Here is a 16,312-nt window from a genome sequence, read left to right on the forward strand (position 1 = left end):
AAAATTAACATCTGTACTATGATCATATCTATGATTGTTGCCATTGATCTCAACAATGGGATTGGTAAAGGCGACGACCAACTGGCATATATTTCTGCCGATTTAAAGCGTTTTAAGGCCTTAACCATCGGGCACACAATTTTGATGGGGCGCAAGACTTTTGAAGCTTTGCCCAAAGGAGCCCTGCCAAATCGTCGAAACGTGGTTATTACACGTCAGGGTGATTACAAAGCTCCTAATATCGATGTTGTTTCTTCAGTTGATGAGGCGTTAAATCTTTGTAAAAATGATGAGAAGGTATTTGTTATTGGAGGAGGAGAGATATATAATATTTTCCTTCCTGATACCGATAAGCTGTACCTGACAGTCATAGACCATCGTTTCAATGAAGCTACTGTTTTCTTCCCTGAGATCAATATGGGTGAATGGACGGTGGAAAACGAAGAAGGGCCTTTTACCGATGAAAAGACCCAATTGGCTTATAAATATCAGAATTTGAAGAGGAAATAATCTAATTGTATCAGAATGATACTTGCCTTCCTTAATCTGTTTTTTAAAATGTCCATCAATAAAGCATATGCCACTTACTTTCAGGTCTTCATCGCCTGATTCACGGTTTGTTTTATTGATTCATAGGCGTAAATTCAGACTTAGCAGGACTAACAATCAGTTAATTGCCAGTTCAGGATAAGTTTGTGGCATGTGATTGTATATTAGTTCATCCACTATATCGCCCAGGTTGTCCGGGTAGTTGACTTGCAAGTGATTATCCGACTCAATCCATGTGTGTATTTTATGGATCTCCTTCGAAAAGCTTTTTAGGCTTGTAACTCCCATTGACTCCAGGAAAGCTGCATTACATTGTTGCTCGTACTGCCCCTTCATTGGTATAACACAAAGCTTTTTACCTAAAAACAAGGCTTCGGCAGGTGTTTCAAAACCTGCATTACAGAGTATACCTTTACTGTTGAGAAAGCTTTTGGTAAACTTTTCTTTATTAACAGGGTTTATTTCAACATTATGAGCCTTATAGGCTTTTGTTGAATGCTTTGAGAATACCTGCCACTCCACTTCAGGGAACTGAGAAAGCAGCTTTATTATTTTTTCATTTGAATAAGATGGTAAATAAACAGTATAGTGCCCTTTGTCGGTCGTATCAGACCAGCGTATATCATCCCTGATAACAGGTGTTGATACTGTTGTACCCATGGATGTAAAGTGAAAGCCCTGAGCCGTGCTAACAGGGGCATAGTATTTAAGGATGGCTTTGCCCACAGGATCCTTTAGTTTTGGCTTAGGAGCTTCGGCATGTAATACGGCGCTTTGGTGACTTAACCCAATACTCTTTACATTACGAAATTTACACGCCCAGGCAGTTACAGGCTCAAAATCATTAATAACCAGGTCGTATTTGTGAACAGGTATTGAAAATATTTCTTTAATAAGGCGATGAGGTTTGAATTTTAATAGTGTCTTTTTCAGATCAACACCGCCGTTTTTACCAAATATAAAGCATAAGCCATAACAACGGTATTTTATTTTCCAGGGCAGTTGAATGTCGCACTGTATGCCGCTGACTAATATATCGACCTGGCCATGTCGTTTAAGGTGAGGAATCACATCAAAAGCACGGGCAATATGACCGTTTCCGGTACCTTGTATTGCATATAGAATTTTCATAATAGGCGGATTTAACTGTTAATAACGTCGTTGACCATGGTTTTAAATAGCATCTTATGATCTGTTAGCAGATAATCATCACCAACCAGCATTTCTTCTTCTCCCATTTCAGTTTTTTTAGCGTTTGATTCGGAGTGTTTGTATAGATGCCAATCGCCGTCGTAATACTCTATCGCCGTATTGTTCTCGACCCAATCTCCACTGTTTAAATAACACATGGAACCATGTTGGTTACTGATGACCTTTTTATCAGGCCAGTGAATATGACCGCATATGGCGTATTCGTACCCCTTTTCAATGGATAGGTTGGATACTGTTCGTTCGAATGTAGATGTGATATTATTCTTACCCTTTTTAATGGCTTTCTTCACATCGCCAGATAGTGAAACCTTTTTAAGTTTTAAGGTGGCAAGAAATAAGTTTGTGAAACGATTGATAATAGTAAGTAAGCCATATCCGACCGCACCAAGTTTCGCCAGCCATTTTGAATGATGCATAAAGACATCAAATACATCACCATGGAAAATCCAGGTTTTCTTACCATCCAGTTCGAGTACAAGCTTATTCTCAATATTCAGGTTACCCAGTTTAAGTCCGATCATTCGGCGCAAATGTTCATCATGATTACCAGCCAGGTAAACAACATGTGTTCCTTTTTCCATCATTTTAATCACCTGACGAATGACCTTCATATGCGACTTAGGAAAATACGACTTTGAGAACTGCCAGATATCAATGATATCGCCGTTAAGAACAAGAATAGGTGTTGAAATACTCTGAAGGTAGTTCACAATGTCATCAGCCTTACAGCCATAGGTACCCAGGTGTGTGTCAGATATAACTACTGCCTCAAGCTTTCGTGTTTGTGGTTTAAGATGCTTTCCCATTATCAATGAATTATTATTTGACAATGATAGAGCATGTATGGGAACAAGATGTTAAGCCATTAAAAAGTTAAGGGAAAGATATTCAAGTGTTTAATGATGTATTAACTATTGGCTAACAGCCTCTTAATAATAAAAAAAGTCGCCAGTTAATGACGACTTTGTTAATATCTTAAACCAGGACTTATACAGCCATTGGTTTTATACCGGGCTTTCGACTGTGAAGGGTCTTTTGCCAGTAATTATATAAGTCTAATTTATCGTTACGCGAAATGCCTTCAGTTTGCACAAGCTGACTTCTGCGGGCGATTACAACAGAGCTGATAAAACTGCTGATGCCATTGCTTATCATATAGCCAATGTTCAGGTCGCATACTTCATTCAAATCCATTGGACCGCGTCTGCAATGAACGATTAGCTTAATGGATGTTTTATTGAGCTCATTGGCAATTTTCCTGATTGACTCTTTACATTCAGGTTGATTCACATCACATGAGATCAACAGGTGTGAATAGATGTGCTCTTGCTGAAAGGCTGATATGACGGCCTCAAGCTCATCTTCAACCTCAGGTAAAGTGACTACTGTGCTGCTTACACCATACAACCTGCAAAGTTTCTGTATATGCAGATCGTCTGAATTGTTGGCAACGATCAACAGGTCTTTATCAAAGGGTATTACTGAAGAAATGACAGTTTCAAGCGCAAACTCACGCGTTCGCTTATAGCTAATCGTTTCGTATCCTGTAAGGTAAAAATCCTCAGGATTCATGCTTGTTTTGGTCATTAACGAGATTAATTCCTTGTCAACAACATCATCAAGCTCAATTTTATCCGGAAAACCGTAAAGTGTTGAATTAATTACTCGCATATTATGCTTCTTCAATTAAAGTTAGTAATAGGTGCAAAGTTAGCTTCTGTCTGGTCAAGAAGATTAAGGTGGCTTTAGCCTTTCGTTAACCTTTCATTAATTGGACAAACCGGATGATTTTCACACGTATAAAGTTATGCGCTTTTTTTAGTAAAAGTGTAAGAAAAATGAGCTGCTAGCTCAATATTTTTCGAACAATAATCTTTAATAATCTGCTGTTCGTCAAAATGAGCTGGAAAAAGGTGAATTAATTAGTCCTTCAAGACACGTCAAACGAAGCAGAACGGCTTCAGTTTAGTATTGACTACTGGTACTCTTTTTATGAAAACCAGTAATGATTTTTGATCAGCTGGCATTAAATATATCCCCTGGCTTTCAGCTCAAGATATTTATTAATGGTTTCGACTGTTAAGTCTTCAGGAGCCGTTAACACCGAATGTATACCATAGCGCTCGAGTTCAAGAACGATGCGTTTTTTATCGTAGGCAAACTTTTCGGCAATGGTTTTAATGTAGATGCCTTCAATATCGCTCGCCTTTTCATTTGTGATATTCTTTAATTCTGTGTTTTCAAAGAAGACGACCACCACCATGTGATCGTTCGATAGTTTTTGCAACATTGGCAGCTGGCGCTTGGCGGCACTCAAGCTTTCGTAGTTGGTGTACAGGACCAGTAAGCTACGTTGATGAACTTTTCGGCGCACGGCAGTGTAAAGTGCCTGCATGCTTTGCTCTTCAAATTGAGTTGATTGGTTGTATAACGATTCCATTATGACCTGCATTTGTTTACTATTGCGTTGCGGAGGTACAATGGTTCTCACCTGGTTGTTAAAAGTGATCAGACCCGCTTTATCTTGCTTTAGCATGGCAATTTTAGATAAAACAAGCGATGAGTTGATGGCGTAATCCAGCAAGGTCATTCCTTCAAAGGGCATCTTCATAGTTCGCCCCAGGTCTATAATGGAGATAACCTGCTGAGACTTTTCATCCTGGTACTGATTTACCATCAGGCTGCTCCTGCGTGCAGTAGCCTTCCAGTTGATCGTGCGATAGTCATCACCTTTGGTATATTCACGTATCTGGTCAAATTCCATTTGATGACCAATGCGTCGTATCTTTTTGATCCCTACTTCTGTTAAGCGATTGGAAATAGCCATCATCTCAAACTGACGCATTTCTTTAAACGCCGGATATACTTTTACCAATTCATTGCTGGCATATCTGAGCCTGCGTTCTAATAGGCGTAACGGAGATTTAACAAATATATTTAAGGAGCCAAACCAATATTCACCCCGTTCAACCGGTCGCAATGCATAGGGCTTGGAATAATTTTCGCCTGGCTTAAGCTTCAAATTCATTGAAAAGTCACGTTTTTGAAATTGAACGGGTAACTCATCTATAACTGAAACTGAAACAGGAAATGGAAAATGATTTGTCAATGATAAGGTAACATTATTAAAGTCGCCATTTGAAAATCGTTCATCAACATGGCGTTTCGCTTCAAAACTGCTTTGGGGTTTCATGAATAAAAGCAGGCATTCGATCAGTATGAGCAGAATAAAAAGTCCGACAGCTATGAGACCTATCTGAAAGAAGAAGGCACCAAATTGTCCCAGGGCCAATAGAAATATGACCACAGCCATTGCATAAAAAAACAAAGGTGTGAAATAGGCGTGATTTCTTATTCTAAAACTCATTTATACGATATGCTTAGCGTGGAACTTCAACCGAGTCAACAATCTGTTGAATGATGATTTCAGGCTTTACACCTTCCATTTCTTTTTCCGGTGTGAGAATCACACGGTGATGTAATACCGGAGTGATAACAATTTTAATATCATCGGGTGTTACAAAGTCACGACCTTCAAGAGCAGCGAAAGCTTTGGCTGCATTTAGTATAGCAAGTGATGCACGTGGGCTGGCTCCAAGGAATAATGCCGCATGTGTTCTTGTTTTCTCAACTATTTGGGCGATGTACCTTAATAAGTCATCTTCAACGATCACTTTAGCTGCCATGTTCTGGTACTTCACAATTTCCTCGCCACTGATAACAGAATTGATTTGGCTTAGCTCATCTTTGTCTTCGCGCTGTTGTGCATTGGCTAAAATTGTTATCTCCTCTTCAAGGTTAGGATAATCAATCTTGATCTTAAACAAGAAACGGTCGAGCTGTGCTTCTGGTAATCTGTATGTACCCTCATGCTCAACCGGATTTTGCGTTGCCATTACCAGAAATGGAGGTGCCATCTGGCGCGTTGTGCCATCAATTGTTACCTGGCGTTCTTCCATTACCTCAAATAAGGCGGCCTGTGTTTTGGCCGGAGCACGGTTTACTTCATCAATTAGTACAAGATTTGAAAATATAGGACCTTTATTAAATTCAAATTCAGATTTACCAGTGTTGAATACCATGGTACCTAATACATCAGAAGGCATTAAATCAGGTGTAAACTGAATTCGTGAAAAGTCAGAAGAAACTGATTTGGCCAATAGCTTAGCCATCATTGTTTTGGCAACACCCGGAACACCTTCGATCAATACATGACCATTAGCTATTACTGCCGTTAATAACAGGTCAAGTATCTTTTCCTGTCCTACTATGACCTTATTTATCTCGTTACGAATACGAAATGCCGAATGATTAAGCTCCTCTAGTGGTAAGCGGTTTTCGAAAGGTGTTTGAGTTTGTTGGTCCATATTCTAAGTATTACGTTGGTATTCTATCTTGTCTCTATTGTATAAAAATCTATTCTCTGCTACTTGCACTGTTCATAAAAGAATTCGATGCGCCTGTTAAATTGCTCCAGGTCCTCCTCGCTGATATGTTGCGTCTTGTCCAGGTTATGACCGAGATCAAATAATTGTCGAATGGCTCTGATCGGCAGACATGATTTTTCAGCCAGCTGCTGATAAAGATCTTCATTCATCTCAGAGGTGTTTATATAATATTTTGAGCGAATATATTCCTGCAAATAGCTAAAGCGCTTTTTGGCAATATCCAGATGGTTTTTACGACTGAAATACAAGCGTCCTATTGTTTCAATAAATGTAACGGTACTGTTAACCGGTGGCTTAACAATAGGTATGAAGCGTTGACGACGTGCCGATTCGAATAAAAAGAAAATAACAATGCCGATAAGCAACAGGTACCAGGCCAAACGCAAGGGTCTCCGGTCAAGTATGAAGCTAAGCTGTGATTTAGGCAGGTGTTTATATTTTATTTTATAATGCTCATCCCATACAATAGCTTCATCAGGTAAATACGATAAACATTTAAAAGCATAGTCCGCATTGTCATTTAGTAAGAGCTGATAGTTGGTAAATGCCTGTGGATTAAGATTAATATACAGCCAGCCTTCGCCCTGTTTTATGCGGATAAAGTTGGTTTTGCCACTGTTGTTAATGCCTAAAACCGTTGTTTGAAGTGTGTCGTAACTGTTAAAGTAATTATCGGTTATGCCTTTCTTATACCAGTAACCGAGTGGTTTTTGCAATCTTCTGTTGGCCAGGTTAAAACTGACAGAGTCATGAGTTGGAATATTGAAGCTTATACTCTGGTGATAATCAATATCGAGCCATTCTTTTACATTATCTGAAAAATCCTGCGCAGCAATAAATACATCATGCCCTTCAAACAATAACTCTTCAAGCTTTTCAATATCGGCAGGCTCGGGGTAAAAGCCTTTATTAATAATAATTAGGTTTGATGTTTCGGTTTCGTCATCAAAGAATTCATGTATGGCGCCATGCGATGTCTTAATTGCTGACTCACTATGCAGAACAGGTAACAGCTCGTACAACAATTTACTGCCATAAGGTTGCGTATCCTGCTTCGAGTAACTCAGACTCCAGTCAATGGGTTTTGGCGAGTAGGCTAAAACCAAAGCTACGATAACCACAAGCAGTGGAACACCAATTAACGTTATATTTCCTGAACGTTTACCCATCAGCTTGCTTTTTTATTTTCCAGTTCATTAATAAACTGAGTGAAACCGTTCTTTATTTGCTCAAATTCTCCTTCGGTAACCTGAAACTTTCCGTACCATACAAATTCATAATGGCGGATGATGTTATGAAATGCTTGTTTTAAATTGTCTTCTTTAAGCTCGTAATAATAGTCCCTGTCTGTTTTATACGCATTCCATTGAATAAAGCCTTTCCTGTTAAGAGAGCGTAAAGACTGAAGAAATAATACCCGGGTTGCTTCACGGTAAGCTTTGTTATTGATAAAAACCGTTAACATATTGTCAAGCTTCTGTTCCTCAATATTTGCGCATTGCTGACCAAAGTTGAGCTGCGATACTTTTGTTGAACGCGAGAAGACAAACAAGCCCTTGACAGGTATTCCCGCCAGTTTAATAATCAAGATCAAGAGTGCTATCACAGCGGCAATGATCAAAAACCAACCGAGCGCCGAGGCTCCCGCTCCGCTAACGGTCAGATACGAAGCCAGCCATCGCAGTATTTTAGCAAACACTGATTCAGGCTCTTTAGCCAGGTCATAGGTGTACTCGGGCAGGGAACGGTAATAGGATATGGTATCAGTCGTTGGTGTACGGGCATCAATAATTGAATTATCCCAGGCTTCTATACTGTCAGGTGCAGCAATATATTCCTCTGCCTTCAGGTCAAAGGAAAGTAACAGAATGCTTAGAAGTAATATCAGCCTGGAGAGTTTCATCGTTTATGCCTGGTTTTCGTTGCTGGTGGCTATCTGATTGATTTTATCCATTATGCCTTTAGACCCATCGGTTGAACTCAAGCTGAAATATTGAAAGCCTATAATGACATAGAAAACGACGTATAAAAGGTAGCTGCCAACTGTTGATATTAAAGAGAAAATACCCAGAGCCACCCTGTTCATTTCAGTTGTACCACCTTCCAGCACGGTTAAGCCCTGTATCATACTGTAAAATGTCATTGGGATGGCAAAAACCATTGATGCCATAGTAATAATAAGGTAGGCTATCAAAATAAGAGCGAAGGTGATCCACCAGTTTTCTTTGATCAGCTTAAAGCAACGGCCCCAACTTACAGAGAAGCCATTTCTTTCAACTGTTTTAACGATGATGATCATCGATAAGGGCACAAACATATAAACGCCGGGAATGAGAAAAAACATGAAAGCAAACACAAGCACTATACCTGTAACCAGGTTATAGCCCAATATTGACATAAAATCCTTACCCAAGGCTCTGATTACATCACTGCCTGTAAAGTTGCCACGACCATACTTATTATATGCAGCCATGTATTCGTATGTAATACCAACAATTAAAGAGTATGAAATAAAGTTGACCATCATCATCAGTGCATACATCCATAAATTGGGCATTTCAATGTCGGGTCTGTTGTTTAATAAACCATCGAAATATAACTGCCACACATCGGCTGTGTAAAAAACCGCCAACAGACTTGTACCTATCAAAGGCACAATGGTATAAGCCAATACCAATCCGTATAATTGTTTAAACTCCTGACGGATAAAACGAAAGGAGGCGTTCAATACATCACTGAAGTCGCGTTTCTCACTTAGTATAAGTTCTTGTTCTATTTGCATTTTCATTAATTTTTTCTGCTTTATACTTTCTGTACACCAATTCGGGGTAGATAAAAAAGTACCATACAATAAACACCAGCGATAACACAATGATTAGAATATTTACCCAGTGTTCCATGGTATTGTAATGCCTGGTCACAAAGCCTTCTATAAATCCGGCAACAACGAAAACCGGTACAAGGCCCAGCATTATTTTAATTCCTTTTTTAACTCCGTATACAAATGATTCTTTTCTCGGATATGTTCCCGGAAACAGCAAATACTTGCCAAGGATAATACCTGCACCACCGGCTAATACTATGGCCGACAGCTCCAGTGTTCCATGAATCAATATGGTGTAAGTTGATATGCCTAATAAATTCTTCTGGTAAAAGAATGCCTGAAATGCACCGACCATTACCCCGTTTCTGAATAATTGAAAAATAGTGCCAAGCGGGGTTAATAAACCAAACAGAAACACGATAAAGGAGACATACACATTGTTAAATGTAATGGCTAAAAACATTGATGTTTCCTCCATTTGACCATATACAGCCATCGGATCGCCTTTTTCAATGTTGTCGAGTGTCATGTTAACATACTCGTCACCCATTATCATTCGCACAAAATCGTCATTAGTCAGGGCCGAAACAACACCAAGGGCCCAGGCTGCCATAAAAACTACCAGCGATATTAAAAAATAGGGACGCGCCGAACGAAGTATTAATGGTAACTCTGTTTTTATAAAGGAAGGTATGCGGCTTCCCCGCTCTCGTTTGTTACGATAAATCTCCTGATGCGTTTTTTGTGATAAGCTGTTTAAATACCTTAAGGTGTGACTTTTGGGGTAAAATGTTCGTGCAAAAGCAAGGTCGTCTGTTAGCTGAATAAACTGGTCAGCTAAACTATCAGGGTTTACCTTCGATGGCTTTTTCAATTGTTGCTCAAAGGTTTCCCAGCGCGCTTTATTACGATTTATAAAAGTTATTTCCTTCATCGGGCAGGTGTATGAGCTTTGCGAATAAATGAATTTTTCTGCACATAAAAAACTTATTTTGCTACTTTTGGTTATCATTTTTTACAAAAACAGTATTTCGACAACCAGTAATGGAAAACCTAAGTATCTCTACCACTCAAAATGTTGACATTGATTACCAGTTAGCCAGCGTTGGCGACCGCATATTGGCGAATATTATCGATGGTGCTATCAAGATCAGCTATATGATTGTTATAAGCCTGTTCACCTTTGGTCTTAATGATTCAGAGCCGCAATGGTGGCTGGCGCTTATCATGCTTCCGGTGTTTTTTTACAACCTCATGTGTGACCTGTTTCTAAGCGGACAGACCTTTGGCAAAATGATCATGAAAATAAAAGTAGTGAAGCTTGATGGTGGTGAGTTGAATTTCGGAGCGTGTTTTATTCGTTGGATTTTTCGCCTTGTTGATATTAGTTTTACCTATGGTGTATGCGCTTTATTAACTGTCATTATTGGAGGTAAAGGTCAAAGAGTTGGAGATATTGCTGCTAAAACCACGGTTCTGAAAATCAATCCTAAAGGAAGCTTATCTGGTACTGCTTATGTTGAGATAGAAGAAGGCTATGAGCCAAAATATCCGGAAGTGAGCATGCTTTCTGACGCCGATCTGCAAACTATTAAAGAGGTATTGTTGATTGCATCAAATGATCGTCAGTACACTAGTATTGGAGCACCCCACCCATTGGTATTAAAAACCAAAGAAGTGGTTATTAAAAAGATGAAGATTGAAACAAAGGAGCCTTCAAAAGAATTTTTAAATACTGTATTGAAGGATTATAATTACTATCATCAATAAGTGACTGGTTCTCTGGCGTTACTTTTTTTCTAAGGTTGGCTGTCTCTGTTGCAGAGAGCTATGCCGGGGATTAAAAGTTAAAGCGTTTCAGTAGTGCATGCTGGTTCCATGGTTGTAATGCTGATTTTTCACTTGAATATCTTTGTTCTTGAATATCATATAAATGATGCAAGGGCAATTCATAAGCTGTGTTTTGCTTTTCAAAAAACGTATAATCAATAGTTTGTAGCCACTGGGGGGGCGGCCACTACCGAAGACAGCTTTCTGCCACTGGCAGCTGTGGTTATTTGGAATCAGGCACTCAAATTGTGTTCATGCATCAACTTTTATCACATAAGACGGTTCTGATGATCCATATCATTAATCCTGATGGTGCCCCTGCAAATTAAACCTTCTTTCGCCACTTACATAAATTATTATCAATATGGGCTTCCTTCGATGTTCCTTCGATGTTCGTTCGATGTTCGTTCGATGTTTGTTCGATGATAAATGAATAAATAGTGACAATAATATGATTGATGAATGATGCAATGATGAAGAAAACAGGACTTGATCCAAAATATGCTTGCATCCGCATACTGATGAATTCCGGATCACAAACAATAGTTGGATCGGATCTGCAAATGTATTGTTTGCTGTTGAATTAGACTTCTACAGTTGGCTTTTAAGGGAGATACCGGCTTTTTTTGTTACATACGCAAACCTGTAAATTAACATATGAGTCGGGATTATCAAGGTGTATAAGTGCCTGATATACTTCCATAAAATCACTATGGTTGCCATTGGGCTTACTGAAAAAAAAGCCCGCTAAATACAGTTAAGTGTATTTAACGAGCTCCACGAAAAGTATTATATTTTCTGTCAAATATTTTTTGACCTCTGTGTCAGTATAATAATGTTAATCTCTGCTATTGCCAAGAAATTGCATGATAAAGAATAACAGTGTTGCCAGTGCTGATAGTGCAGCCACAACATATGTGTATGCAGCCCATTTTAAGGCGTCTTTAGCTTTATCATGAGTGTCGTGGGTAGTAATGCCGGCTGTATTCAACCAGGCTAGTGCTCGCTTACTGGCATCAATCTCAACAGGTAAGGTGATGAAAGCGAATAAGGTAAATACGGCATAACATGCTATAATTATCTGCAATGCCAGGTTAGGACTAAATAGTCCGTCAATGGCAAATACTCCAAAAATCATTGCATAGAACATGATGTTCAGAACCTTTGCACTTACATTCTGGACAGGCACCATGGCCGATCTGAATTCCAGAAACGGATAGCTGTTGGCATGTTGAATGGCATGTCCTGTTTCGTGTGCAGCTACTGCAGCAGAAGCAATGCTGCGTCCGTTGTAAACATCAGGGCTTAGGTTAATAGTTCGCGATGCAGGGTTGTAATGGTCGCTTAAGCGCCCCTGCACACAGTTAACCTGCACATTCATTAAGCCATTTTGGCGTAACATTTTTTCAGCAACCTCTTTGCCCGTCATGTTGTAGTTGATCGGGATCTGAGAATATTTTCTGAACTTGTTTTTAAGTCGTGAGCTTACGGCCCAGCTAAGAATAGCAAAGCCAATAAAGATTATTAATAATACAGGTGAAAACATAGTCTAATTTTTATTGCTAGTGCTAACAAAAATATTGCCAATTTATTCTTCTGGCAGAATTACGTTGAAAGTAGTGCCTTCGCCTACCTTACTCAGGCATTCAATGGTACCACCCAGGTGTTCAACATAGCGTTTTACAATATATAGTCCAAGTCCTGATGATGGCGAATTGCCATTTTTACCATTGTTCAGCTTCTTATACTTGGTAAATAGGTGAGGTATTAAGTCTTCCTCTATGCCCGGTCCCTGATCAGTAATGCCAATAACTACCTGTTTGTTTTGTTGCTTCAATGCAAGTGTTATGCTTGTTTCTTCAGGTGAGAACTTTATGGCGTTGGACAGCAGATTGGATATGATTTTTTCCAATAATGTAAAGTCCGATTCTACTATTATTCCTTCGGTCTGCCATTCAAGTGATAATTCCTTTTCTTCCAGCAAATCGGCATATTGTGCAGCTACTTCACGCATTAATTCAACAGCAGCAAACTTTGATTTGTTAACAGCAAAAGTGTCTTGTTCAAGGCGCTTGATTTCACTCACCTGGTTAACCATTTCCTTGATGTGCCAAAGAGAGTCAAAAATATATTGAAGTGCTTCATCTTTTTCACCTTCATCAATATCTTCCTCTTGCTTTAGACTGCTTATCAAAGAAACTGAAGAGGTTATAGGACGTTCAATTTCCTTGGTGAATAAAGAAATCAAATTGTCATTTTCCTGGTTAAGCCTGTCAACATCTGCCTGTTGCTTAAGAATTAGCTGGTTTTGCTCAAAGGCACTCTTATTAACCTCTTCAAGTGATCGACGTTGCTCTTCCAGCTTGCCAAAGGCATTTGCATTCTCAAGCGCAATACTTGTGTAGATACTTATATTACGCATAAAATTCAGGTGGTAAGAGGTGTACGCTTTTTTGTCGGCACTTTGCACTGTAATTACACCAAATGGTGCATCATTGCTTTTAAGAGGAATGTATATGATCGACTGGCTGTTAATATCGCCAGGCACAGGTCTTATTTCCTGAACGTAGTTTTTATATTCGGTTTCAAAATCGTTGATAAATACTTCTTTATCTTTGATAAGACAATGAACCGATAGTCGCTCTACATCATCGAGAGGGAAAGTCATAAATGGCACGCGTTCACCATTTAATATAACATTATTGAAATCGAGCGAATTGGTTTTCTGAACAAACAGTCCAACACCAAACAGGTAGGTATCCATTATTTCGCTGGCTGCTTTATAAACCAGGTCAAAAATACTGTCTGTTGACAGATTGGCAGTTAATATCTTGCCGATCTCGGTCAGTTTCTCCAGGTCACTTAAAGATGATGAAATGGACTGCGCCTGTTTTTCTATTTTTGTGTTCTGTTGTTTCAGTTGTTCATTCTGTTTAACGATCTCCTTTTTCTGCTCATTAATTTCCTTTGTTTTTGACGAAATAAGCATCTCCAGTTCAAAGCGTAATGCTTTGGTTCGCTGTTGCCACGAAATAACCAGGGCACCCAGAAGACCTATCATAAGCATGACAATCAATGCTCTGAAAGATGTTGTTCTGTACCACTCCGGATGAATGCTGAATTCATAGATAGCACCTTCTTCGTTTCGGATATTGCTATTGTTGGCTGCTGTAACTCTGAAGGTATAATCGCCCGATGGTAATGAGGGGTAGGCGACCGTATTTGAAGTGCCTTCTATCCATTCAGATTCGATAGGCTCAAGTCGCCAGTAGTATTTTATCTTTTCTGGAACCGAGTAACAAAGGGCATCGAACTTAAACGATATGTTATTATCTGTGCTTGATAAGCTTAAGCGGTCAGGTATGCCAAACCATGGAACAATGGAGTCATAGGCCGATGAATAGTCATCAGACTGCCAGTTGGGTTTTTTGTAAGATAGTTCAATATCCCTGATGTAAACAGCCGGTGGTAAAAAGTTAGTGCGCTTTTCCATTGGGTTGTAGCGCATAGCTCCTTTTATGGTACCAAACCAAAGGTGACCGTCATTGTCTAGCATGTTGGCAGTACCATTATTTTCTATCCCCACAAAACCATCATGCTTGTCGTAATGTGTAACGTCAATTACTTTACCGGTTGTTGAGATGGATAATTTGTCTATACCACTTTGTGCACCAGCAAATATGTTACCTTCTTTATCGGCAATTACTGAATAGATATTATCACCAGATAGTCCCTTTTCCGTATCAAAAACGATCCAGTTTTTTCCATCATACCTGATCAACCCGCTGGTAAAGCTCGCAAACCATATGTTGCCAGCCTTGTCTTCTGCTCCTTGTAAAATATAAGATGAGGTAATTTCCTGTCCTTCCAGAAATTGAGTGAATACCCCCTTATCATACAGAGTAATACCTCTTGATGTTGACAGCCACACGCGGTTTTTACTATCCGATAAAACATGGAAGATAGTGTTATCCTGCATGTTTGAATTATAGGTGTTGTAAAATGTGGCCGTGCCCTTGTGACTCTTTATTAGGCCATGGCGGTAGCTTCCAAAGAAGAATGTATCTTTTTGAATAACCATATTACTCATCGGCAATTTCTTCTTCCAGCCGTAGCGCTCATTAACAGGCTTAAACGATGACCCGTTAAATTCCCACAGGCCCTTGTACGTCGCCATCAGGATATTGCCATTGGGTAATTCATGGAAATCCTTAATGCCACCTAAATCCGGTGTGTCATCAGGGTAGTATTGCTTAATGGTTTTATCTTTCAATGTAGCAAAACCACCTTCGCCGTCAGCAAAGTAATAGGTGCCCCTTGAATCCTGGTATAGTGCCCTGATAATGTCATCCGTAAGACCATTAGCACGGTTAAGCGATAAGAAAAGGTTGCCACTGTAACGAACCAGTCCGGCACCTAAAGTACCCATCCATATATTGCCTTCAGCATCCTGATGCATGTCAAATACAGTGTTGATTGGCAACCCGTTACTCTTATTAAAAACCTGCCAGCCCGTTTTTTTGTTAAACCTGGCGATGCCTCCCGAATCAATTATAAACCAATAGGTGCCCTCCCTGTCCTGGAATCCTTTAAAAAACATAGGGTTCCCAATACTTTCAGGTACTTTAATTTCCTTGTCTCCTTTGCCATCAATGTGTATGATAAGTCTGTTGGTATCGTCAGTGCCAAGCAGGGATAACCAGAGATTGTTGTTACGGTCTCTGAACAGAGGCCAACGAGCCACACGTTCATCTTTGGCAACCAGGTTGTTGTCATAGGGTTCAAGTTCATTGTTCCGCAAGATCAATAACTTTTTTGATGTAGCTATGAGTAAGCCATTTTTACCGTCGGGTAATATTTTGTAAATATATCCCTTGTCTTTTAGTACATCTTCGTGTTCTGATGATACGTTGGTAATTTTATTATTACTGATCTTGTAAAGCCGGCGTTCACCAGAAATCATTCTTGCCAAACACCAGATATTACCATCTAAAGTTTCACAAAATGAGGTGTTGTCGGTAAATATTGTTGTGTCAGATGATAGTATAGGGTGGTAGTTTAGTCCGTCATACTTTTGAATGCCCTTCGGGGTGGCAATCCATAAGTTATAGTTTTTATCGTGAACTAATCCGAGTATAATATTGTCAAGTAACCCGTCTTTTTTGGTGAAAACTTCAAAGTTCTTACCATTAAAACGACATAATCCACCCCCATTGGTACTTACCCATAAGTAACCAAACTGGTCTTCAGCAATTGAAGATACTTCCGATTGCGGTAAGCCTTCTTCTAACGAATATTGCTTAAAGTGAAAGTGTTGTGCTTCACTAAATTGAAATACCAGCCAAAACGTTAGTATGACTATTAGTGTGGACTGTCTCATGAGATTTATATTACCTCATAAATATACCGTTTTAGCATTAGCATAACAAATGACTTTTGACAATTGAAG

General features: G+C 39.4%; 13 protein-coding genes. 2 read left to right on the forward strand and 11 right to left on the reverse strand.

Annotated elements, in window-relative coordinates; translation table 11 throughout:
* Positions 1 to 18 precede the first annotated feature (18 nt).
* The gene (locus tag ACRD69_RS14500) at positions 19 to 510 is read left to right on the forward strand and encodes a dihydrofolate reductase (protein WP_430815823.1); all 492 of its coding nucleotides are present in this window, start codon (positions 19 to 21) and stop codon (positions 508 to 510) included.
* Positions 511 to 666: 156 nt separating this feature from the next.
* On the opposite strand, the gene ACRD69_RS14505 is transcribed toward ACRD69_RS14500, so the two are convergent.
* The 9 genes from ACRD69_RS14505 to ACRD69_RS14545 all read right to left on the reverse strand — a co-directional run bounded on the left by ACRD69_RS14505 (position 667) and on the right by ACRD69_RS14545 (position 9,967).
* A complete protein-coding gene (locus ACRD69_RS14505) occupies positions 667 to 1,680 on the reverse strand; it encodes a glycosyltransferase family protein (RefSeq protein WP_430815824.1) in 1,014 nt (337 codons plus the stop codon).
* An 11-nt stretch (positions 1,681 to 1,691) separates the two neighbouring features.
* Positions 1,692 to 2,567, reverse strand: a complete 876-nt coding sequence (locus ACRD69_RS14510; protein WP_430815825.1) for a UDP-2,3-diacylglucosamine diphosphatase — start codon at positions 2,565 to 2,567, stop codon at positions 1,692 to 1,694.
* Positions 2,568 to 2,748: 181 nt separating this feature from the next.
* Positions 2,749 to 3,432 (reverse strand): hypothetical protein, encoded by a 684-nt coding sequence (locus ACRD69_RS14515; RefSeq protein WP_430815826.1) that lies wholly within the window; start codon positions 3,430 to 3,432, stop codon positions 2,749 to 2,751.
* Positions 3,433 to 3,787: 355 nt separating this feature from the next.
* Positions 3,788 to 5,128, reverse strand: coding sequence for a DUF58 domain-containing protein (locus ACRD69_RS14520; RefSeq protein WP_430815827.1), 1,341 nt, complete (start codon positions 5,126 to 5,128; stop codon positions 3,788 to 3,790).
* 13 nt (positions 5,129 to 5,141) lie between these two features.
* Positions 5,142 to 6,128, reverse strand: coding sequence for an AAA family ATPase (locus ACRD69_RS14525; protein WP_430815828.1), 987 nt, complete (start codon positions 6,126 to 6,128; stop codon positions 5,142 to 5,144).
* A 59-nt stretch (positions 6,129 to 6,187) separates the two neighbouring features.
* Positions 6,188 to 7,378 carry a DUF4350 domain-containing protein gene (locus tag ACRD69_RS14530; RefSeq protein ID WP_430815829.1) on the reverse strand — a complete coding sequence of 397 codons (1,191 nt, stop codon included), beginning with the start codon at positions 7,376 to 7,378 and terminating at the stop codon, positions 6,188 to 6,190.
* Positions 7,378 to 8,112, reverse strand: coding sequence for a DUF4129 domain-containing protein (locus ACRD69_RS14535; protein ID WP_430815830.1), 735 nt, complete (start codon positions 8,110 to 8,112; stop codon positions 7,378 to 7,380). The genes ACRD69_RS14530 and ACRD69_RS14535 overlap by 1 nt, the downstream gene beginning before the upstream one ends.
* 3 nt (positions 8,113 to 8,115) lie before the next feature.
* Entirely contained in the window at positions 8,116 to 8,991 is an 876-nt protein-coding gene (locus ACRD69_RS14540) for a hypothetical protein (protein ID WP_430815831.1), read from the reverse strand.
* Complete coding sequence (locus ACRD69_RS14545) at positions 8,960 to 9,967, reverse strand: stage II sporulation protein M (RefSeq protein WP_430815832.1); 1,008 nt, start codon at positions 9,965 to 9,967, stop codon at positions 8,960 to 8,962. The genes ACRD69_RS14540 and ACRD69_RS14545 overlap by 32 nt, the downstream gene beginning before the upstream one ends.
* Positions 9,968 to 10,077: 110 nt before the next feature.
* On the opposite strand from ACRD69_RS14545, the gene ACRD69_RS14550 reads away from it, so the two are divergent.
* Positions 10,078 to 10,803 carry an RDD family protein gene (locus tag ACRD69_RS14550; protein WP_430815833.1) on the forward strand — a complete coding sequence of 242 codons (726 nt, stop codon included), beginning with the start codon at positions 10,078 to 10,080 and terminating at the stop codon, positions 10,801 to 10,803.
* Between the two features lie 898 nt (positions 10,804 to 11,701).
* On the opposite strand, the gene ACRD69_RS14555 is transcribed toward ACRD69_RS14550, so the two are convergent.
* Together ACRD69_RS14555 and ACRD69_RS14560 are read right to left on the reverse strand one after the other, a co-directional pair.
* Positions 11,702 to 12,409, reverse strand: a complete 708-nt coding sequence (locus ACRD69_RS14555) for a zinc metallopeptidase (RefSeq protein WP_430815834.1) — start codon at positions 12,407 to 12,409, stop codon at positions 11,702 to 11,704.
* 42 nt (positions 12,410 to 12,451) lie between these two features.
* Positions 12,452 to 16,243 (reverse strand): sensor histidine kinase, encoded by a 3,792-nt coding sequence (locus ACRD69_RS14560; RefSeq protein ID WP_430815835.1) that lies wholly within the window; start codon positions 16,241 to 16,243, stop codon positions 12,452 to 12,454.
* Between the last annotated feature and the right edge of the window lie 69 nt (positions 16,244 to 16,312).

The organism is Carboxylicivirga agarovorans, assembly GCF_050589845.1.
Lineage (GTDB): Bacteria > Bacteroidota > Bacteroidia > Bacteroidales > Marinilabiliaceae > Carboxylicivirga > Carboxylicivirga agarovorans.